17 protein-coding genes are annotated in these 18,834 nt (G+C 72.5%); 7 read left to right on the top strand and 10 right to left on the bottom strand.

Annotated elements, in window-relative coordinates; all coding sequences use genetic code 11:
* The first annotated feature begins 24 nt into the window (after positions 1-24).
* The 5 genes from DTB53_RS05290 (at position 25) to DTB53_RS05270 (ending at position 4,996) form a co-directional block, all read left to right on the top strand.
* Entirely contained in the window at positions 25-1,083 is a 1,059-nt protein-coding gene (locus DTB53_RS05290) for an ABC transporter substrate-binding protein (protein WP_012381907.1), read from the top strand.
* 8 nt (positions 1,084-1,091) lie between these two features.
* Positions 1,092-2,198 (top strand): FecCD family ABC transporter permease, encoded by a 1,107-nt coding sequence (locus DTB53_RS05285; RefSeq protein WP_012381908.1) that lies wholly within the window; start codon positions 1,092-1,094, stop codon positions 2,196-2,198.
* Positions 2,195-3,001, top strand: coding sequence for an ABC transporter ATP-binding protein (locus DTB53_RS05280; protein ID WP_012381909.1), 807 nt, complete (start codon positions 2,195-2,197; stop codon positions 2,999-3,001). The genes DTB53_RS05285 and DTB53_RS05280 overlap by 4 nt, the downstream gene beginning before the upstream one ends.
* A gap of 240 nt (positions 3,002-3,241) precedes the next feature.
* Positions 3,242-4,111 (top strand): PIG-L family deacetylase, encoded by an 870-nt coding sequence (locus DTB53_RS05275; RefSeq protein WP_012381910.1) that lies wholly within the window; start codon positions 3,242-3,244, stop codon positions 4,109-4,111.
* A 276-nt stretch (positions 4,112-4,387) separates the two neighbouring features.
* Complete coding sequence (locus DTB53_RS05270) at positions 4,388-4,996, top strand: hypothetical protein (RefSeq protein WP_003970709.1); 609 nt, start codon at positions 4,388-4,390, stop codon at positions 4,994-4,996.
* Positions 4,997-5,166: 170 nt separating this feature from the next.
* Here the strand turns inward: DTB53_RS05270 and DTB53_RS05265 are convergent, their stop codons facing one another.
* The 6 genes from DTB53_RS05265 to DTB53_RS05240 form a co-directional block, all read right to left on the bottom strand.
* Positions 5,167-6,042 carry a Vgb family protein gene (locus DTB53_RS05265; RefSeq protein ID WP_012381912.1) on the bottom strand — a complete coding sequence of 292 codons (876 nt, stop codon included), beginning with the start codon at positions 6,040-6,042 and terminating at the stop codon, positions 5,167-5,169.
* Between the two features lie 25 nt (positions 6,043-6,067).
* Entirely contained in the window at positions 6,068-6,976 is a 909-nt protein-coding gene (locus tag DTB53_RS05260; RefSeq protein ID WP_042498907.1) for an alpha/beta fold hydrolase, read from the bottom strand.
* A gap of 79 nt (positions 6,977-7,055) precedes the next feature.
* A complete protein-coding gene (locus tag DTB53_RS05255; RefSeq protein ID WP_012381914.1) occupies positions 7,056-7,967 on the bottom strand; it encodes a class I SAM-dependent methyltransferase in 912 nt (303 codons plus the stop codon).
* 241 nt (positions 7,968-8,208) lie between these two features.
* Entirely contained in the window at positions 8,209-9,297 is a 1,089-nt protein-coding gene (locus DTB53_RS05250; RefSeq protein ID WP_012381915.1) for an NAD(P)-dependent alcohol dehydrogenase, read from the bottom strand.
* A gap of 2 nt (positions 9,298-9,299) precedes the next feature.
* Positions 9,300-10,703 (bottom strand): aldehyde dehydrogenase family protein, encoded by a 1,404-nt coding sequence (locus DTB53_RS05245; RefSeq protein WP_042497666.1) that lies wholly within the window; start codon positions 10,701-10,703, stop codon positions 9,300-9,302.
* An 8-nt stretch (positions 10,704-10,711) separates the two neighbouring features.
* Positions 10,712-11,464, bottom strand: a complete 753-nt coding sequence (locus tag DTB53_RS05240; RefSeq protein WP_012381917.1) for a (5-formylfuran-3-yl)methyl phosphate synthase — start codon at positions 11,462-11,464, stop codon at positions 10,712-10,714.
* A gap of 307 nt (positions 11,465-11,771) precedes the next feature.
* On the opposite strand from DTB53_RS05240, the gene DTB53_RS05235 reads away from it, so the two are divergent.
* Positions 11,772-13,733, top strand: a complete 1,962-nt coding sequence (locus DTB53_RS05235) for an acyl-CoA dehydrogenase family protein (protein WP_012381918.1) — start codon at positions 11,772-11,774, stop codon at positions 13,731-13,733.
* A 17-nt stretch (positions 13,734-13,750) separates the two neighbouring features.
* On the opposite strand, the gene DTB53_RS38105 is transcribed toward DTB53_RS05235, so the two are convergent.
* The 3 genes from DTB53_RS38105 to DTB53_RS05225 form a co-directional block, all read right to left on the bottom strand.
* The gene (locus tag DTB53_RS38105; protein WP_003970717.1) at positions 13,751-13,894 is read right to left on the bottom strand and encodes an MFS transporter small subunit; all 144 of its coding nucleotides are present in this window, start codon (positions 13,892-13,894) and stop codon (positions 13,751-13,753) included.
* Complete coding sequence (locus DTB53_RS05230) at positions 13,863-15,218, bottom strand: OFA family MFS transporter (protein ID WP_012381919.1); 1,356 nt, start codon at positions 15,216-15,218, stop codon at positions 13,863-13,865. Before DTB53_RS05230 ends, DTB53_RS38105 begins: the two co-directional genes overlap by 32 nt.
* 112 nt (positions 15,219-15,330) lie before the next feature.
* The gene (locus DTB53_RS05225; protein ID WP_003970719.1) at positions 15,331-15,930 is read right to left on the bottom strand and encodes a TetR/AcrR family transcriptional regulator; all 600 of its coding nucleotides are present in this window, start codon (positions 15,928-15,930) and stop codon (positions 15,331-15,333) included.
* A 204-nt stretch (positions 15,931-16,134) separates the two neighbouring features.
* On the opposite strand from DTB53_RS05225, the gene DTB53_RS05220 reads away from it, so the two are divergent.
* On the top strand, positions 16,135-17,157 hold the full coding sequence (locus DTB53_RS05220) for an oxygenase MpaB family protein (protein ID WP_236586251.1): 1,023 nt from the start codon (positions 16,135-16,137) through the stop codon (positions 17,155-17,157).
* On the opposite strand, the gene DTB53_RS05215 is transcribed toward DTB53_RS05220, so the two are convergent.
* Positions 17,151-18,722, bottom strand: a complete 1,572-nt coding sequence (locus DTB53_RS05215; protein ID WP_012381922.1) for an ABC transporter substrate-binding protein — start codon at positions 18,720-18,722, stop codon at positions 17,151-17,153. The genes DTB53_RS05220 and DTB53_RS05215 overlap by 7 nt on opposite strands.
* Positions 18,723-18,834: the final 112 nt, after the last annotated feature.

The raw sequence follows: 18,834 nt of genomic DNA, 5'->3' as shown, positions 1-18,834 counted from the left end.
CCCCGACCGGAAGGAAGCCTCCTCATGCTCCAGCCGCACCTCGAGCACCCGTCAGCGAGCCGGGGCGCACCCCGCGCCGCTCCTGACCGGCCCCGGACCGCCCTGATCGGCGCCCTCGTCGCGCTCTCGCTCTTAGGCGCGACCGGGTGCGCGGGCGCCGACTCCGGCCCCCGGCGCGAAGCCGGAGCGGGCGGCGTCACCTTCGAGTCCTGCGGCCGCACCGTCGTGCTCGACCGGGCCCCTGAACGGGTGGCGATCACCACGGACGCCATCGCCGACACCCTGTTCGCCCTCGGGGTCGGCGACCGGATCGTCGCCAAGACGCGCGGCGAGTCCGCCCCCGCGCCCGAACTGAAGGAGCGTCTCGCGGCGCTGCCCGGTCTCGGAACGCGCAACCCGAGCGTCGAGGCCCTCGTCGCCGCCGGGCCCGACCTCCTGATCACCGATCAGGTCGAGAAGGTGTCCGGGCGGACGGGAAGCCCGAGCATCGCCGAACTGGAGGGACTGGGCATCGCCACCTATGTGGTCGGCGGCGGATGCGCGGCGGACCTGACCACGGACACCTCCGGGCTGGAGGCCCTCGACACCGATGTCCGCCAACTCGGCGCCGTCTTCGGCGTGGAGACCCGCGCCGAGGCGCTGGCCGACCGGCTGCTGGGCGATCTCGACGACGTACGCAGGCGGATCGCCCGGGAGCCCGGACGCGAGGTCGCCAAGGTCTCCCAGGTCGGCGGCCGGCTCTACGTGACCTCCGGCGGCCTCTCCGACGACGTGCTCGAACGTGCCGGCGGGACCAATGTCTTCGCCGACCTGCCGGGACAGTTCGCCCCGGTCGACCCCGAGCAGATCGTCGCGCGCGACCCCCGGGCCATCGTCGTCGACGACTTCACGGCGACCGCGACGGGCCGGAGGGACGCGATCGCCTTCCTGAAGCGGACCTTCCCCACCGTCGACGCGGTCCGCAACCAGCGGATCCTCGTCATCGACGCGGCCAAGACGGGGGCGCGCGGCAGCACGAGACCGGTGGAGGGCGTCGCCGAGATAGCGCGCTTCCTGCACCCGAACACGTCCCGACCCCACTAGGACCCGCGATGCGCCGGCAGACACCCGCAGACGTCCGAGCGGATACCGCCGGCCGCCGCCCTCCGGGCGGTCGGCGGCCGGTCCGTGGCCGCCGTGGCCGAATCACCTCCCTCCCCGTCGTCATACCGCTGCTGTTCCTCCTCCTGCTCGTCACGGTCTGCGCTGCCGTGGCGGTGGGATCCGTCGGCGTACGGCCGGCGACCGTCCTCGACGTCGTCGCCCATCGTCTGGTCGGCGCCGGGCCGCCCCCCGCCGTCATGGACGACCAGATCGTGTGGAACCTGCGGCTGCCGCGGGTGCTGCTGGCCGCGGTCGTCGGCGCGGGACTCGCCGTCGTCGGCGTCACCCTGCAGGCGACTGTGCGCAACCCGCTCGCCGACCCCTATGTGCTCGGTGTCTCCGCGGGCGCCGGACTGATGGCGGCCGTCGCGATCACCCTCGGATCCGCGGCGGTGGCGGGCCTGTCGACATCGGCCGCGGCCTTCGTCGGAGCGCTCGCGGCGACGGCCGCGGTCCTCGGACTGTCACGCCGGGCCGGCCGTGTCGTCCCGAGCCGTCTGGTCCTCGCCGGGGTGACACTCTCCTACCTGTTCACCGGAGCCACCAGCTTCGTCATCTTCCGCGGCTCCAACGCGGAAGCGGCGCACTCGGTGCTGTTCTGGCTGCTGGGCTCCCTGTCGGAGTCCTCGTGGTCGAACCTGTCGCTGCCGGCGGCGGCCGTGCTGATCGTCGGCCTCTGCCTGATGCCGCGGACCCGGACGCTCAACGCACTCGCGGCCGGTGACGACGCGGCGCTCTCGCTCGGCGTCCCGGTGCACCGTGTCCGCGTCCGCCTCCTGATCACCGCCTCCCTCCTGACCGGCGTCCTCGTCGCCGTGTCCGGCGGGATCGGTTTCGTGGGGCTCGTCGTTCCGCATCTCGTGCGCCTGGTCGTGGGCCCGGACCACCGCCGGCTGCTCCCGACCGCCCTGCTCGTCGGCGCGACGTACCTCGTCGTGGCCGATGCGCTCAGCCGTGTCCTCGTCCGCCCCGAGGAACTGCCCATCGGCATCGTCACCGCCGTGCTCGGGGCGCCGGCCTTCCTGTGGCTGCTACGACGATCGGAGGCGTCATGAGGCTCTCACTGTCGGGCGTGAGCGTCCGGATCGGATCCCACCCGGTCGTCGAGGGGTGCGACCTCACCGTCGGGGACGGCGAACGCGTCGGTCTCGTCGGTCCCAACGGCAGCGGCAAGACCTCGCTGTTGCGCACGGTCCACCGCGCGCTCGACCCGTTCGCCGGCCGCGTCGCGCTCCGCGGCGACGACGTGAAGGCGCTCGGCCAGCGCGAGATCGCACGGCGTGCCGCGCTCGTCGCCCAGGACAGCGCTCCCGACTTCGACTTCACCGTGGAGGAAGTCGTGGCCATGGGGCGCGGGCCGTGGCTCCGGACCTTCGAATCGGCCACCGGCCGGGCAGCCGCGCCGATCGCCGCCGCACTGGAGCGTGTCCGCCTGGCGGACCACCGCACCCGCAGGCTCTCCACGCTGTCCGGCGGCGAGCGACAGCGGGCCCTGGTGGCCCGCGCGCTCGCCCAGGAGAGCCCGCTGCTCCTCCTCGACGAACCGACCAACCACCTCGATGTGTACGCGGCGCTCGAACTGCTGGAACTCGTGCGCGGCCTCGGGCGCGCGACGCTGTGCGTGCTGCACGACCTCAATCTCGCGGCCGCCTACTGCGACCGGCTCTACGTGCTGCACCGCGGGCGGATCGTCGCGGACGGCCCGCCCGCCGAGGTGCTCCACCCCGACCTGGTCCGGACCGTGTTCGGCGTCGCCTGCACCCAGCTGACCCACCCGGTCACCGGCGGCCCGCTCCTCGCCTTCTCACCGCTGCCGGGCGGCCCCCTCCCGGCGCCCGCCGAAGGAGCGGGGCGATGACGCGAGGCCGCCCGGGGCCGCCGGGGGCATCCGGCCCGCGTCCGCCGAGAATCGCGGCCCCGGCCGGGAACAGCCGACCCGGTCGGCGCGGTTGCACCGTTCAAGGGACCGGCGCCTCGCCGGCGGGGGATCACGGAGGCCGCGGGGCCGCCCGCCCCGCCGGGATCCGGCCCCCGGGACCTCGGCAGCACGCCCGCGGCCGGCCCGGACCACGACCCATCTCTGCGGGAGGACCCCTCCATGACCGACCGGCCCCTGACCCTCATGGCCGTGCACGCCCACCCCGACGACGAGGCGACCGGAACCGGAGGGGTCCTGGCGCGGTACGCCGCGGAAGGCATCCGCACGGTTCTCGTGACGTGTACCGACGGCGGCTGCGGTGACGGGCCGGGGGGCGTCAAGCCGGGCGACCCCGGACACGACCCGGCGGCCGTCGCCTCGATGCGCCGAAGGGAGCTGGAGGCGAGCTGCGAGGTCCTCGCGGTCAGCGATCTGGAGACGCTCGACTACGCCGACTCCGGAATGATCGGCTGGCCCAGCAACGAGGCCCCCGGATCCTTCTGGCAGACCCCGGTGGAGGAGGGCGCCGCCCGGCTCGCGGAACTCATGCGGCACTACCGCCCCGATGTCGTCGTCACCTACGACGAGAACGGCTTCTACGGGCACCCCGACCACATCCAGGCCCACCGCATCACGATGGCGGCGCTGGAGATGACCGAGCTGACGCCGAAGGTGTACTGGACGACGATGCCCCACTCGATGCTGCGTCGGTTCGGGGAGGCCATGCGCGAGTTCCACGAGGACCCCTCGCAGCCGGACTCGGAACAGGAGCCGCGGCCGCGGCCCGAGCCGGACCCCGCCGAGGCCGCCGGGGTGACCGAGATCGGTCTGCCCGACGACGAGGTCACCACGTGGGTGGACACCACCGCGTTCAGCGGCCGGAAGTTCGACGCGCTGGCCGCGCACGCGAGTCAGGGCGAGAACATCTTCTTCCTCAGGATGGGCAAGGAGAGGTTCGGCGACCTGATGGGCACGGAGACCTTCGTACGCGTCCGGGACGCCACCGGCACGGCCCTGCCGGAGAAGGACCTCTTCGCCGGGCTCCGCTGATCCGCCCGCGCCCGGGGCCCGGTCCGTCCGCGACCTGGCCCCGCGGCCGGACGTCCGCGCCCTGCCCCGCGGCGGATACCCAAGGCCCGGCGTCCGTTTGCGGAAGTGGACCCCCTTCGTTCATGATCCGTCCGGTGGGAAGCGGGCACCCCGCGAACGGCCGGTGGGCCCGGCCCGAGCCGCGCTGCCGCAGGGCATCTGGCCGGGCCGTCCGCGGTCGTGGACGCCGGGGCACTCCGCGCCCCCGGTTCGGCCCCTGGTGAGAGGAACGGTGCGATGCTCGGCTACTGCCTGGCGGTCGTCCGCCGACTGGCCCTGCCGGCGCTGGCGACCGGCATGGTGCTCGCCGCGGCCATGACCGCGGTGCTGGTGCTGGGCGACGGCACACCGTGGGGAGAGGCCGCTCCACCCGCCCTGGGCGCGGGCGCGGCGGTCGCCGTCACCTTCACCGCCGTACTGACCGTCACCACAGCGGTGGGCGCCGCCCGCACGGCTCGCCGCTACGGGCTCGCGCTCGGTCCCGCGGCCGTGCGCCTGCCCTCCGTCCGCGAAGTGCGGGTCCCCGCCATCGAGGGCAGAACCGCCTTCCAGCTGACGGACGGCGTGCGGCACATGGTCGAGAAGGACCCCGTCCTGCGCGTGGACGAGGTCACCGCGTTCGGACACGGCATCCTGGACCTGACGCTGCGCGGACCCTCGGACACGACGGTCCTCGTGCGTGTCCGCGTCACCACCGGCCCGCAGGAGACGACCGCCGTCGTCGAGGCGCGTCCGGAGGCCTCCTACAAGAAGCTCGACACGGCGGCCTGCTGGGCCCTCGCCCGCGTGGTCGAGGAGCGCGTGGCGCGGTCTCTGCGCGCTGAGACCGGAGACGCCGCACGCTGACTCCGCGCCTCGCCCTCGGGTGAACATCCCGATGCTCCAGGGCGTCCCCGGCGAACCGGAGCGGGCGGACCTTCCCCCCCCCACACACACACACACGCAGACAGCCTGAGCGTGCTCGAAACGTGTGCGGTGCTCCTGAGGGGGCGGTTCCTCGTCCTGAGGCTACGAGGCTACGGTTCGAGCCGCGCGACCCCTCCCGTTTCGAGGGCGGCCCAGAGAGCGCCGTCGGGACCCAGGGTGATGCCGTGCGGCTCGGACGACGGTGACGGCAGACCGTACTCGGTGATCTCGCCGCTACCGGTGATGTGGCCGATGCTGTTGGCTCCCCACTCGGTGAACCAGCAGTCCCCGGTGGAGGCCGCGACGATGGCGTGCGGTTTGGCCGTACGGTCGGGGAGCGGGAACTCCTCGATCGCGCCGTCCACCGTGATCCTACCGATCTGGCCGGCTGCGATCTCGACGAACCACAGGGCGGCGCCGTCGCTGGTGATGCCCACGGGTGCGGCGTTCGGGGTCGGGAGCCGGTGGATGGCGATGTCTCCGCGGACGGTGACGCGGCCGATCGCGTTCGCCTGGTTGAGGGTGAACCACAGGGCCCCGTCAGGGCCCCCGGTGATCGCCGAGGGACAGGCGCCCGTGCGGGGAAGGACGAACTCGGTGATCTCTCCCATGCTGGTGATGCGGCCGATCCGGTCGGTGTTCATCTCCGTGAACCACATCGCGCCGTCCGGACCGGCGGTGATCCCGAAGGGGCCGCTGCCGGACGTCGGCACGGCGAAGGACTCCGTCTCCCCGTCGGCGGTGACGCGGCCGATCCGGTGGTCCTGGGACCGGGTGAACCACATGGCTCCGTCGGGCCCGGGGGCGATGACCGCAGGGCGGCACTCGGGCGCTTCCAGGGAGTATTCGTCGAGTTCGCCGTCGAGGGTGAGGCGCGCGACGTGGCCGCTGCGCGAGAAGGTGAGCCACAGTGCGCTGTCGGGTCCGGCCGCGATGCCGTACGGCCCGGCGTCCTTGTCCGCCACGGACATCTCGCTCACGGCCACAGCGACTCCTTACAGGTGTGGGGGATCAGTCGGCGTTCCCGGCCGAGGCCGTGGCCCGGTCGCGCACCAGGTCGAGAATGATCGCGGCGAGCTCAGCGGGCCGCGTCATGGGGATGTTGTGGTTCGAGTCGATGTCGATCAGCCGGCGCCCGGGGACGGCATCGACGACACCACGCACGTCGCCGCGCCGCGAGGCGTAGAAACCGTCCGCGGCCAGCACGATCGTCATCGGACAGGTGAGGCGGTCGTACACCTCGACACTGGGGAAGACCTCCGCGTCGGGCTCCACGGCGGTGACCGTCACGATCTCCTCGACGGCCGGTCGCCGTACCCACCGGTTGCCGCGGCGCAGGAAGGAGCGCCGGGTGACCTCCTCGACCAGCTCGTGCCGTGCTCCGGCGTTGAGCCAGTCCCCTCCGGCCTCCCGCGCGCACTGCTCGACATGGGCGCGCATCCGGGCCTCGTCCGTTTCCCAGCCGTAGCGGAACATCGTCCGCAACCGGTCCGCCGCCTCCGTGGTCCGTGCGGCGGCATGTCCGGCGAGTGACGCGCTACGGTCATCGAGCACCACGCCGTCCACGACGCAGAGGGCGGCCGGTTCCACGAGGCCACTGGCAGCGGCAGCCGTCACCGCGTACCCGCCGGTGGAGTGGCCCACCAGCACGGGACGGTCCCAGCCCAGCGCGGTGACGACGCGACCGATGTCGCGCCAGTACTGCTCGGGGCCGGTGGAGCCGAGCCGGGTCTGCCCGTGGCCACGCAGGTCGATGGCGACCGGATGACACTCGCTCACCAGACCGGACGCCACATCCGCCCAGGCGGCGGCGTTGTGTCCGCTGCCGTGGACGAGCAGCACCCCCGCCCCGTGGCCGCCGAAGTCCACACCCGACAGGACCCCGTCCACGACGGGCAGTTCGATCTCCGTTCCGATCACCACCACACCCTGACGACCGGAAACCGGGAAGTGCAACTGCTTTTCCCGCAGGAGGCGGACGGGCCCCGGCGGCCCGCCCCTACCGCCGGGGCCTGTCCGCGAAGACCCACCGGTTGCCCGCCAGCGCGTCGTTCCGCTCGGGCAGCGGGCCGCGTCCGTGCAGCCGGGTGAAGTCGAAGGGGGTGCGGACCGACGTGGACCAGCCCTTCCCCGTCAGCTTCCCCGCCGAGTCGGGCCGCGGGCTCAGGTCGAACAGGTCCAGCAGGTCGATGCCGATCTGCTGCCGTGTGGCCGTGTACAGCGGGCTCTCCCGGTACTCCAGCAGATCCTTGTCGAGCTTCACCTCGAAGGCCAGCGCGCTTCCCTCCGTGCTCAGCCGGTCCACCGTGTCGATGAGATACGTCTCGGCCGCGGGCGGCAGATAGAACAGCAGGCCCTCGACCAGCCAGACGCTCGGCGCGGCGGGGTCGAAGCCGGCGGCGGGCAGGGCCCCGGCCCAGTCGGCGCGCAGATCCGTCGGGACCGGTACGCGCGTGGCCCGCGGGGCGGCCGAGAGACCGTCGAGCACCTGGTGCTTGAACGCCAGGACCTCCGCCCGGTCGATCTCGAAGACCACGCAGCCGCCGGAAGGCCACGCCAGCCGGTAGGCACGCGAGTCCAGCCCCGCCCCGAGCAGGACCACCTGGCGGGCGTTCCCCGCGTGCACCGACCGCAGGAGGAAGTCGTCGAGGACCCGTGTCCGCAGCCCGAAGTACCGGGCGAACCGCCCCCACAGCGGGTTCCGGTCCCCGTCCGGGACCTCCCGAAGACGGACCGGCCAGCCCTTGGACGCCGGGGCCCCGAGGACGAAGTGCTCCGCGAAGACGTCCTGCGCCAGGCTGTCGGGGCGATGCGTCTCGATGGCCCGCGCCGCCGCGACCAGGAGAGCGGTCGCACCGACCCCTCCCGCCACACCCTCCGCACCGTCGTTCCGGTGCGCCGTGTCGACCATGTGCACTCCCTTGGATTCGTTGGAGACGACGTACAGCGAGCAGAGCGAAGAAGCGGCGGGCCGGAACCCACCGGGGCGTCATCGAGAGCGTGGGGAGCCGGCCGGGTGGCGAGGGGACCGTGCGACGGGCGTCCGCGACCCGCCGGAATCGAGGGGCATCCGCCGGAACGCACGGCGTCCCCGGGGCCTGTCGTCACACTGCCGTCGTCGCCCGAAGGCCGGGGCAGTGTGACGACAGGGCCTACGGGACGAGGACCGGCTTCACCACACGGCCCGCGTCGCAGTCGCGTTCCGCCTCGTTGATGTCGGCCAGCGGGTAGGTGCGGATCAGCTGGTCGAAGGGGAATTGACCGGCCCGCCACAGCCCGGTCAGCCGGGGGATCAGCAGCGCCGGCACCGCGTCCCCCTCGCAGATGTGGGAGATTCTGCGGCCCCGGTCCAGGGTCCCCGGTTCGAGCGGCAGATCGGTGTGCAGCCGAGCCACCAGCCCCAGCAGGCCGGTCGGGCGCAGCGCCCGCAGCGCGTCGTTGATCAACCGGACGGAACCCGTGGTGTCCAGGGCGTACTGGGCGCCGCCGCCGGTCAGCCGCCGGATGTGGCCGGGAAGTCCGGCCGAGGAGGCGTCCAGCGGGACCGCGCGGAACCGCTCGGCCTGGGCCAGCCGTTCGGGATGCCTGTCGACCGCCACGACGAGGGCCCCGGCGGCCGTGGCCGCCATGACCGCGGCCAGGCCCACCGCCCCGGCGCCGAAGACCGCGACGGTGTCGCCGGGGCCCGCGCCGAAGGAGTTGAGGACCGCCCCGGCGCCGGTGAGGAAGCCGCAGCCGAGCGGACCGAGCAGTTCCAGGGGGAGGGAGGCGTCGACGCGGACGGCATTGCGCGCCGGGACCATCGCGTACTCGGCGAAGGAGGACTGGCCGAACCACCGGGGCGCCAGCGCCTCCCCGGCCCCGTCGGTGAACCGCCCCGGGCTCTCGGAGCGCCCCCCGAAGAGGTTGAGCGCGGCGAACCGGTCGCAGTAGGCGGGGGCCCCGCCCAGGCAGCTCCGGCACCGCCCGCAGGAGTCGAAGCTCAGCACCACGTGGTCACCGGGGGCCAGGCCGGTGTCCGGGCCGCCCGTCTCCACCACCACCCCGGCCCCCTCGTGGCCGAGCACCGCGGGCAGCGGAGAGCGGCCCGCCGAGCGGCGTACGGCGAGATCGGTCCGGCACAGCCCGCAACCCGCGATGCGGACCAGGATCTCGCCTTCGGCCGGCCCCGCGTCCAGGATCACCTCCTCGACGGCGAACGGGGCCTCATAATCGCGCAGTACCGCCGCGCCGAACCTCATCGTCAGACCTCCCGGGGACGGTGGACGACGAACGGTCTCAGGTTCCCGTACAGGCCCCACGGCCCGCCCGCGACACCGACGCCGCTCTCCTTGACACCGGCGAAGGGCTGGGCGAGGGACAGCTCGGCGTGGTGGTTGATCCAGGCCGTCCCGCACTCCAGCCGGTCGGCGACGGCCTCGGCCCGGTCCAGATCGGTCCCCCACACCGAGCCGCCGAGTCCGAACCGGGTGGCGTTGGCCGCCTCGACGGCCTCGTCGAGGCTTCCGTACGACAGCACCGGCAGCACCGGACCGAACTGCTCCTCGGTCACCACCGGGCTGTCGGGCCGGACGTCGGACAGGACGGTCGGGGCGTAGAAGTAGCCCGGCCGGTCCAGCCGGTGGCCGCCGGCCACCGGCTGGGCCCCGTCCGCCAGGGCCCTGGCCGTGCAGCGCTCCACCCGCGCCAGTTGGGCGGCGTTGTTGAGCGGCCCCAGCTCCGTGGCCCGGTCGAGACCGGCTCCGACGACCACGCGCTTCGCCCGCTCCGCCAGGGCCTCGACGACCCGCGCGTGCAGCCGGGCCGGGGCGTAGACCCGCTTGACCGCCATGCAGACCTGCCCGCAGTTGCGGAAAGCCGCCCAGAACAGCCGGTCCGCGATCCGCTCCACGTCCACGTCGTCCAGCAGGACGGCGGCGTCGTTGCCGCCGAGCTCCAGGGTGACCCGGGCGAGACCGGACGCCGCACCCGCCGCCACGGCCCGCCCGGCGGCGACCGAACCGGTGAAGGTCACATGGCGGATCCCCGGATGCGACGCGAGGCAGGCGCCGAGCGGCTCACGCCCGGTGACCGTCGTCAGCACGCCTTCGGGGAGGGCGGCGGACAGGACGGAGCTCAGCAGCCGGGTGGCCAGGGGCGTGTACGGGGAGGGCTTGAGCACCACCGTGTTGCCCGCCGCGAGCGCGGGCGCGAACTTCGCGGAGGCGAGCTGGAGCGGGAAGTTCCACGGGACGATGGCGGCGACGGGCCCGAGCGACCGCCAGCGGACCTCGCTGTGCACCGCCCGCCCGTCGTCGATCGTACGGGTCTCGGGGACGCACGCGGCGAAGTAGCGCAGGCGGGCCGCTGTGCGGGCGACTTCCGCGTACGACTCGGCCAGGGGTTTGCCCTGCTCACGGGTGAGCAGGGGAGCGAGGTCCGCCCCGGCCGCCTCCACGGCGTCGGCCGACGCGAGCAGCGCGGCGCTGCGGGCGGCGGGGTCGGCCCGCCAGCCCGGCCACGCCTCGCGGGCGCGGGCGACCACGGCGTCCAGCTCCTTCGCCTGCTGGTCGGGAACCTCGTCGAAGGGCTCGCCCGTCGCCGGATCGAGGACGGTGAAACGCTCACCGCGGAGTGCGCGACCGGGACGGCGCAGGTGCGGCTCCACGCCGGCGGTCAACTCGCGGCCGGGGCGGCCGCGAACGCCCGGGCGTGCCGGTCCATCTCCGCCCGGAAGGCGGCCACCAGCCGCGGCTGGATCCTCCCGGCGTCGCGGTCGCCCCCTTCGCAGACCGCCCCGCGCACGCCCACGATGTCCGTCCCGATGCGGGTCAGCGTGGCGAGGTCGGCGGCCTTGACACTGCCCGCGAGGGCGGCGAGCAGACCGGCCTCGTGGGCCAGCCGCACGAACTCCGCGCAGCCCTCGGGCGGCACATGGTCGAACAGCCGGGTCCCGTCCTTGATCGCGGTGTCGAGCATGGCCGCGTCGGCTCCCGCGCGGCGGGCGATGTCGGGCAGCGCGAGCGGGTTGACGCAGCCGATCCGGTGGGCGTCCGCGTACCCCGAGGCGACGACGAACGCGTCGGCCCGGAAGTCCTTCACGGCCCGGACGACTCCCCGCATGACGTCGATCGCCTGGTCGGGCGTCGCGCATCCGTAGAGGCCGACCTTGATGTAGGTGGCTCCGGAGACGGCCGCGCCGAGCGCCGCCTGGGCCACTGTGCCGGGCTTGTAGGGCACGTCCCCGACGGTGGCCGACACCGGCTTGTCCGCGGGCACCGCCGCGCGGATCTCCCTGATGACCCACGGGAAGTTGGCGCCGAGCGACCCCTCGTCGGGCTTCTTGACATCGACGATGTCGAGGTGTTCCGCCGCCGTCGCACACGCGAGGGCTTCCTCGACACCGTCCGGGGAGATGAGAAGCAGCAACGTGGATTCCTTCCACCGCGGGTCCACCCGCCGGACGGCGGGTGCGCGGAGCAGCCGGGATCTGGTGCGGTCGGCCCATCCTCGCTGCGCCGCGGGGCGCCCGGCAGGGCGCGAGCGATGGCGAAGGGGGCACTGATCCGACGTGCTCACGCCCCTCGCGACGCGCCGTTCGCCCTCCGTTGCCCCTTGACCGGGCCCGCCGGGCCCGCACCCGGCCCGAGCGGCCCGGCGGGCGGACGCCCCCGGCGCCGGTGGGACATACGCCGGCCGGCTGCTTGATCGTCCCCGGGCCGGGTAGCGAAGCGGTATGACCACTGACAAAGCAGCCACCGCTCCCGGCGGATACGTGCGGCCGGAGCTCGACGTGCGGGCGCTGACCGAGGTGCTCGACGGCGAGTACGCCGAGGTCCGCGACCTGGTCCGGGCCAACCTGGTGACGCACCTCCCGGTTCTCGAGGAGGCCGACGAGCTCGACGTCGACGCCTTCCGCGAGCGGGTGCGCGAACGCGTCGTCGAGATGGCGGCCACGGGCCAGACCGGCATGGGATTCCCGCAACGCTACGGCGGAGGCGGCGACATCGGGGCGTCCATCGCCGCGTTCGAGACGCTCGCCTTCGGCGACCTGTCGGTCCTCGTGAAGGTCGGCGTGCAGTTCGGGCTCTTCGGGGGAGCGATCCTGCACCTGGGCACCGAACGCCACCACGACGCCTATCTGCCCGACCTGATCACCGGGAAGCTGATGGGCTGCTTCGCGATGACCGAGACCGGGCACGGATCCAACGTGCAGGCGCTCGGCACCGTCGCACGGTACGACGCGGACGCCCGGGAGTTCGTCATCACCACCGAGGGCGACCAGGCGCGCAAGGACTACATCGGCAACGCGGCCCGCCACGGGGAACTGGCCGTGGTCTTCGCGCAGCTGGAGGTGGGCGGGACCGCCGAGGGCGTGCACGCGTTCGTCGTGCCGATCCGGACCGCCGGCGAGGTGGCGCCCGGCGTCCGCATCGAGGACGACGGCCGCAAGATGGGCCTCAACGGGGTGGACAACGGCCGCATCCGGTTCGACGGTGTGCGGGTGCCGCGCGAGGCGCTGCTCAACCGGTTCGCCGACGTCACCCCCGAAGGCGTCTACAAGAGCACGATCGACAACCCCGACCGCCGCTTCTTCACCATGCTCGGCACCCTGGTCCAGGGCCGGGTCAGCGTCGGCGGAGCCGGGGTCAACGCCGCCAAGGTCGCCCTCGCCGTCGCCACGAAGTACGCCCTGCGGCGCCGCCAGTTCGCGACGGGCTCCCAGGGGGAGGAGCAACTGCTCCTCGACTACGGCCTGCACCAGCGCCGCCTGCTGCCGCTCATCGCGCAGAGTTACGCACTGCACTTCGCCCAGGACGTCCTGCGCGCGCAGCTGCACGACGTCTTCTCCGGCCTGGAGGACGACCCGGGGGCCCGGCGCCGGCTGGAGGCCCGGGCCGCCGGGACCAAGGCGCTCGGCACCTGGCACGCCACCCGGGCGATCCAGGAGTGCCGCGAGGCGTGCGGCGGCGCCGGCTATCTCGCCGTCAACCGGTTCGCCGCCCTCAAGGCCGACAGCGACATCTTCACCACCTTCGAGGGCGACAACCACGTCCTGCTGCAACTCGTCGCCAAGGGGCTGCTCACCGACTACGCGAGCGAGTTCGAGGATCTGGACCAGCTCGGCATGGTCCGCCACGTCACCAGCCTCGCCGTCGAGACGGTCATCGAGAAGACATCGGCCCACAAGCTGCTCGAACGGGTGCGTGATCTGCTGCCCGGGGGAGACGAGTGGGACCAGGAGGCCGGGCTGCTGGACTCGGAGTACCAGCTGGCCATGTTCCGCTACCGCGAGGAGCACATGCTCGCCGGGGCGGCCCGCAGGCTCAAGCGCGGCATCGACCAGAAGGGCGACCCCGGCACCGTCTTCTCGCAGGTGCAGGACCACGTCATCGCCGTCGCCCGCGCACACGTGGAGCGGCTGGTGCTGGAGGCGTTCGTCGACAAGATGCGCGCGCTGCCCGAGGGCGGCAACAAGGTCGCCCTGGGCCTGCTGTGCGACCTCTTCGCCCTCTCGACGATCGAGGCGGACCGGGCGTGGTTCATGGAGCACGGCCGGCTGACCGTCCAGCGGTCCAAGGCGATCACCCGGGAGGTGAACGACCTCTGCCGCAAGGTCCGGCCCCTGGCGGGCGACCTGGTCGACGCCTGGGGCATCCCGCCCGAGCTGCTGCGCGCCCCGGACCTGGTGGGGTGACCCGGGGCGCTCCGGGATCAGCCGGTGAACAACTGGGTCGCCTTGCGGACCAGTTCGTACAGCCCGTAGGCGAGCGGAGCGCCCACCCACAGCCAGGTGAGGACGATCAGGGGCCGCCGGTCCCTCACCTCAGGCGGACTCTGCCCGCTGTCGTCGTGCACGGGGCGCTCCCTTCTCCGCCGGCTCGGCCGGTACGGCGTCGAGGTGGTGGGACGGGTGCACCGGGCGGACCAGCTCGTTGGCCACGAAGCCGACCGCGAGCAGGGCCATCATGATGAGGAGGGACGTCCCGTACAGATCCGCGCCGTGCTTCCCCGCCGCCTCCTGGCGGTCGGCGATCCAGTTCACGATCAGCGGCCCGAGGACGCCCGCGGTGGACCAGGCGGTGAGCAGACGTCCATGGATCGCGCCGACCTGATAGGTCCCGAAAAGATCCTTGAGGTAGGCGGGAATCGTGGCGAAGCCGCCCCCGTAGAAGGAGAGGACGACCAGCGCGCACAGGACGAACAGAGGCTTGGAGGAGCTTCCCACCAGCGCGATCAGCGCGTACATGAGCGTGCCCGCGCCGAGATAGACGCGGTAGATGTTCTTCCGCCCGATCAGGTCGGAGGCGGAGGACCAGCCGATGCGGCCGGCCATGTTGGCCGCGGACAGCAGGGCGACGAACCCGGCGGCGGCGGTCACCGACACGGGGGCGGAGGTGTCCACGAAGAAGTCCGTGATCATCGGCGCGGCCTTCTCCAGGATGCCGATGCCGGCGGTGACGTTCATGCAGAGAACGATCCACAGCAGCCAGAACTGCGGGGTGCGGAGCGCCCGGCGCGCCGACACCTGAGGCCCCTCCGGTGTCGCGGGCCGGCCGCCCGTCGGCTCCTCGGCGCGCGGGCGCGGGACCCGCACCAGCACCACGCCGAGCAGCATGAAGACGGCGTAGACCAGCCCGTGGACGAGGAAGGCGAGCGCGATGCCGGAGCCGTCGCCGCCGAAGGACTCCAGCATCTGCGCCGACCAGGGCGAGGCGATCAGCGCGCCGCCGCCGAACCCCATGATGGCGATACCGGTGGCCATGCCGGGACGGTCGGGGAACCACTTGATGAGCGTCGACACGGGTGAGATGTAGCCGATGCCGAGCCCGATGCCTCCGACGAAGCCGTACCCGAGGACGATCAGCCAGAACTGGCCCGTCGCGGCGCCGAGCGCGGAGAGCAGGAACCCGGAGGAGAAGCAGACGAGGGCCACGGTCATGGCCCATCGGGGCCCGCGGCGCTCGACGAGCGTGCCGCCGAAGGCGGCGGAGAGGCCGAGCATGACGATGCCGAGCTGGAAGGGCAGCGCGCTCTGGGTGCCGCTCAGACCGAGCGCGTCCTCCAGCGGCGGCTTGAACACGGACCAGGCGTAGGCCTGGCCGATGGAGAGGTGGATCGAGAGGGCGGCGGGCGGCACCAGCCAGCGACTCCAGCCCACGGGGGCGATGGGGGGACTCATGGGTCCCTCACCGTAGTGAGCGGGAAACCTTTTGAGAAGGTCGTTGACAAATCTTCACCGTGTCCGGCTCGCGTGGCGGTGCGGTGTCCGGGCCGCTCGCCGGGAGGCACGGCTACTCCCGCGAGGTCGCCGCGAGCACCAGTTCCACACAGTGCGCCTCCAGCCGCTCGCGCGGTACGTCGAGCGTGCCGTGCAACCACCCCGCGAAGAGGTTCGCCAGGGCGCCGACCAGGGCGTGCGCGGCCATGCGGCGGTCGATGTCGTCCCCGGTCCCGGCGAGTTGGCCGCCGACGAGGTCGGTGAACACGGGCATGAGCCGGTGGCTGTGGGCTCCGAGGGCCGGGTCGGCGAAGGGTTCCAGGAGCAGCAGGCGGCCCTTGTGCGGCGCGTCCAGAACCAGGGCGACGAAGGCGGACACCACGGCCCCGGCCCGGATGTCGCGCTGCGGGTCGCTGAGCGCCACGGCCTCCTCCAGGGCGCCCCTGGCCTCGTCGGCGACCCGCTCGAAGGCGGCGAGGAGCAGGTCGTCGCGGCCGGTGAAGCTCTCGTAGAAGTAGCGGTCGGTCAGGCGTGCCTCCCGGCAGACGGACCGGACCGTGACAGCCGCGCATCCCTCCTCGCCGGCCAGGCGCTCGGCCACGTCCAGGAGGACCTGCCGACGGGCGGCGCGACGATCGGCGAGCTTGGTGCCGCCCCAGCTCCGTTCCGCCAACTCCGTTGCCTCCGTTGCTCGTCGACCAATTGGCGACAGGTGTCCGCACATTCTAGCCTGATGACGGATGTCCTCAGATTGCCCTCGGTGCAACCGGCAGGGCGAACCCATCAACGCACCGTCACGAGCAGCGCCATGCACAGCGCCACGTGCGGCGTCCCGAACAGCGCGGCCCCGCACCGGAATTCCTCAGCGGAGGTACACGTGACACCGTCGGCCCACGAACCCGACCCCATCGACCCGAGAACGGCCGAACCTCTCGGCCCCGACACCCTCACCTGGCGCTGGTTCGGCGACTGGAGAGGCCTCCTCCTGGCCCCCTGGGCCGGATCGATGCAGAACATGCACCCCGAACTGGGCGCGGGCGTCGCCGAGCACTCACGCTTCTTCGAGGAGCGCTGGGAGCGCCTCTTCCGCTCGCTGTATCCGATCGGGGGAGTGGTCTACGACGGCCCGCTCGCCGCCCGGACGGCCCGCGAGGTGCGCGGCTACCACGCCTCGATCGGCGGGGTGGACGAACGCGGCCGGCCCTACCACGCGCTCAACCCGGGCACCTTCTACTGGGCGCACGCCACGTTCTTCATGCTGACCGTGCAGGTGGCCGAGCGGTTCGGCGGCGGTCTCACCGAAGCGCAGCGGCACACACTCTTCGACGAGCACGTCCGCTGGTACGCGCTGTACGGCCTCTCGATGAAGCCCGTTCCCCGCAGCTGGGAGGAGTTCCAACGGTACTGGGACCACATGTGCGCCGACGTCCTGGAGGACAACCGGCCCACCCGGGACGTGCTGAACATGCGCCGCATCGCCAAGCCGCCCCTCCTGCGGCTGCTGCCCACCCCGCTGTGGGCCCTCGTCCGCGTCCCGATCGTCCGGCTGACCCTGTGGATCACGGTCGGCCTGTATCCGCAGGCCGTACGCGACCGGCTCGGGCTTCGCTGGACACCCCGCGACGAACGGCTGCTCGGCCTCCTGGGCCGGCTGGTGCACCACGCCTGGCGACGCGTTCCCGAGCGCCACCGCTTCCACCCGCGCGCCCGCGCCGGCTGGGACCGCGAGCGGGGCCGCCCGGCGCCGGGACCGGTGGAGACGCCGGCCCGGAACCTGCCGCCCGAGGAGTGGCGCGGCCCCCAGCACTACGTGCCGGAAGCCGGCCGCCCCGGGCGGGCCGGTGCCGCGCCGGGCCCCGCGTCGGCGGGTGCCGCGGAGCGTGGCGGAACGCCTCAGTAGGCCGTGCTGAGTTCCCAGAAGCGGAAGACGGTCGAGGTGTCCAGGCAGTTCTGCAGGCCCCGGACGTTCTCGTGGGCGACGGCGTACTGCTTTCCCTGCCAGAGCGGCAGGATCGGCAGCTGCCGCGCCACGATGTCCTGCAGTTTCATGTACTCCTGCCGGGTGTTCGCGCGATCCGTCATGGACGAGGTCCGCGGGATGATCCGGTCCACGATCTCCTCGTTGTCGTAGTTGTTCGACAGGACGTTGCCCTCGCCGAAGAAGGGCTGGGTGAAGTTGTCCGGGTCGGGGTAGTCCGGCACCCAGCCCTTGACGTAGATGCCGTACTTCCCCTCGGCGATGCCCCTCTCGTACTCGTCGAAGGGGACGGACCTCATGCGGGCGTCGAACAGCCCGCTCCGGTTCAGCTGATCCGCGATGGTGTCCAGGGCCTCGTCGGTCGCCGGCCCGTACCGGCTGGGGGTGGACCAGAGGGTGAGTCCCACCTTCTCCGTCACACCCGCTTTCCGCAGCGCCGCCTTCGCCTGTTGCGGCTTCGGGCTGTCCCCGTAGGTGTCGAAGAAGGAGGTGCCGTGGCCGGTGATGCCGCCCGGGATGATCGAGTAGAGCGGTGCCGCCGTGGACTGGTAGACCTCGCTGACCAGGGAGTGGCGGTCGACGAGGTAGGCGATGGCCTTCCGGACGGCGAGCTTGCCGACGACCGGGTCGTCGACGTTGAAGACCAGGTGCTGGACTTCGGCGCTGTTGCCCTGGACCACCTCGATGCCGTCCTTCTCCGCGGTGGAGGAGGTGTCCAGGTCGGCTATCGCCTTGGCGCTGAGGCCGCGGTAGGCGATGTCGACGTCGCCCTTCTCCAGAGCCGACTGGAGGGCCTGCTGGTCACCCCGGAAGAACTCCAGGGTCACACCCGCGTTCTTCACCTCGGCGGTGCCCTGATAGCCCGGGTAGACCGAGAAGACCGCTTTTCTCTTGTCGATGGAGTTCAGCTCGTAGGGACCCGAACCGACCGCCTTGCCGCCTTCGAGCAGGCTGTCCTCGGGGTAGACCTGGCGGTCCACTATGGAACCGCCCCCCGAGGCGATCTTGCTGGGGAACGTCGCGTCGGGCACCTTGAGGCGGAAGACGACGGTCCGGTCGTCCGGGGTGCTGATCGACGCGATCGTGGAGAGCAGCGGCGCGGGGCCCGCCGGGTCGTTGATCCTGATCGTCCGGTCGAAGGAGTGCTTGACGTCCGCCGACGTGAGGCTGTTGCCGTTGCTGAACTTCAGCTCGTCGCGCAAGGTGCAGGTGTACGTCTTGCTGCCGTCGGAGAACGCGCACTTCTCGGCGGCCTCCGGCACGGGAGTGGACGCTCCGGGCGGGAAGCTCAGCAGGGACTGGAAGACGTTGTTGAACAGCAGCCAGGACCCCGGGTCGTAGCCCGAGGCCGGATCCGTGGCGAGGATGTCGTCGGACATCCCGACGGTCATCGCGTTCTCGGAGTCCTGGGGGCTGCATGCCGTCGATAACAGCGCCGCCACACCCCCGACGATCAGGATGCTCGGCCACCTCGTGCGAACCTTCACAGAACGTTCCTCATGCTCTCGGTCGGCCGTGTGGGGGGTGTCCCGGACAGCCGGATCAGGTCGGAAACGAAAAAGCGAACACCGCGACCGCGCAGCACGATCGGCCCGACCG

Source organism: Streptomyces griseus (assembly GCF_900460065.1).
Lineage (GTDB): Bacteria > Actinomycetota > Actinomycetes > Streptomycetales > Streptomycetaceae > Streptomyces > Streptomyces griseus.
Note: the sequence above shows the minus strand (reverse complement) of the source record. Positions and strands in the feature narration are given on the sequence as shown.

Bases quoted from the DNA above. Each gene is read 5' to 3' on its own strand.
- DTB53_RS05290 (WP_012381907.1), top strand. From the start codon at position 25: ATGCTCCAGCCGCACCTCGAGCACCCGTCAGCGAGCCGGGGCGCACCC.
- DTB53_RS05285 (WP_012381908.1), top strand. From the start codon at position 1,092: ATGCGCCGGCAGACACCCGCAGACGTCCGAGCGGATACCGCCGGCCGC.
- DTB53_RS05280 (WP_012381909.1), top strand. From the start codon at position 2,195: ATGAGGCTCTCACTGTCGGGCGTGAGCGTCCGGATCGGATCCCACCCG.
- DTB53_RS05275 (WP_012381910.1), top strand. From the start codon at position 3,242: ATGACCGACCGGCCCCTGACCCTCATGGCCGTGCACGCCCACCCCGAC.
- DTB53_RS05270 (WP_003970709.1), top strand. From the start codon at position 4,388: ATGCTCGGCTACTGCCTGGCGGTCGTCCGCCGACTGGCCCTGCCGGCG.
- DTB53_RS05255 (WP_012381914.1), bottom strand. From the start codon at position 7,967: ATGGTCGACACGGCGCACCGGAACGACGGTGCGGAGGGTGTGGCGGGA.
- DTB53_RS05250 (WP_012381915.1), bottom strand. From the start codon at position 9,297: ATGAGGTTCGGCGCGGCGGTACTGCGCGATTATGAGGCCCCGTTCGCC.
- DTB53_RS05235 (WP_012381918.1), top strand. From the start codon at position 11,772: ATGACCACTGACAAAGCAGCCACCGCTCCCGGCGGATACGTGCGGCCG.
- DTB53_RS05230 (WP_012381919.1), bottom strand. From the start codon at position 15,218: ATGAGTCCCCCCATCGCCCCCGTGGGCTGGAGTCGCTGGCTGGTGCCG.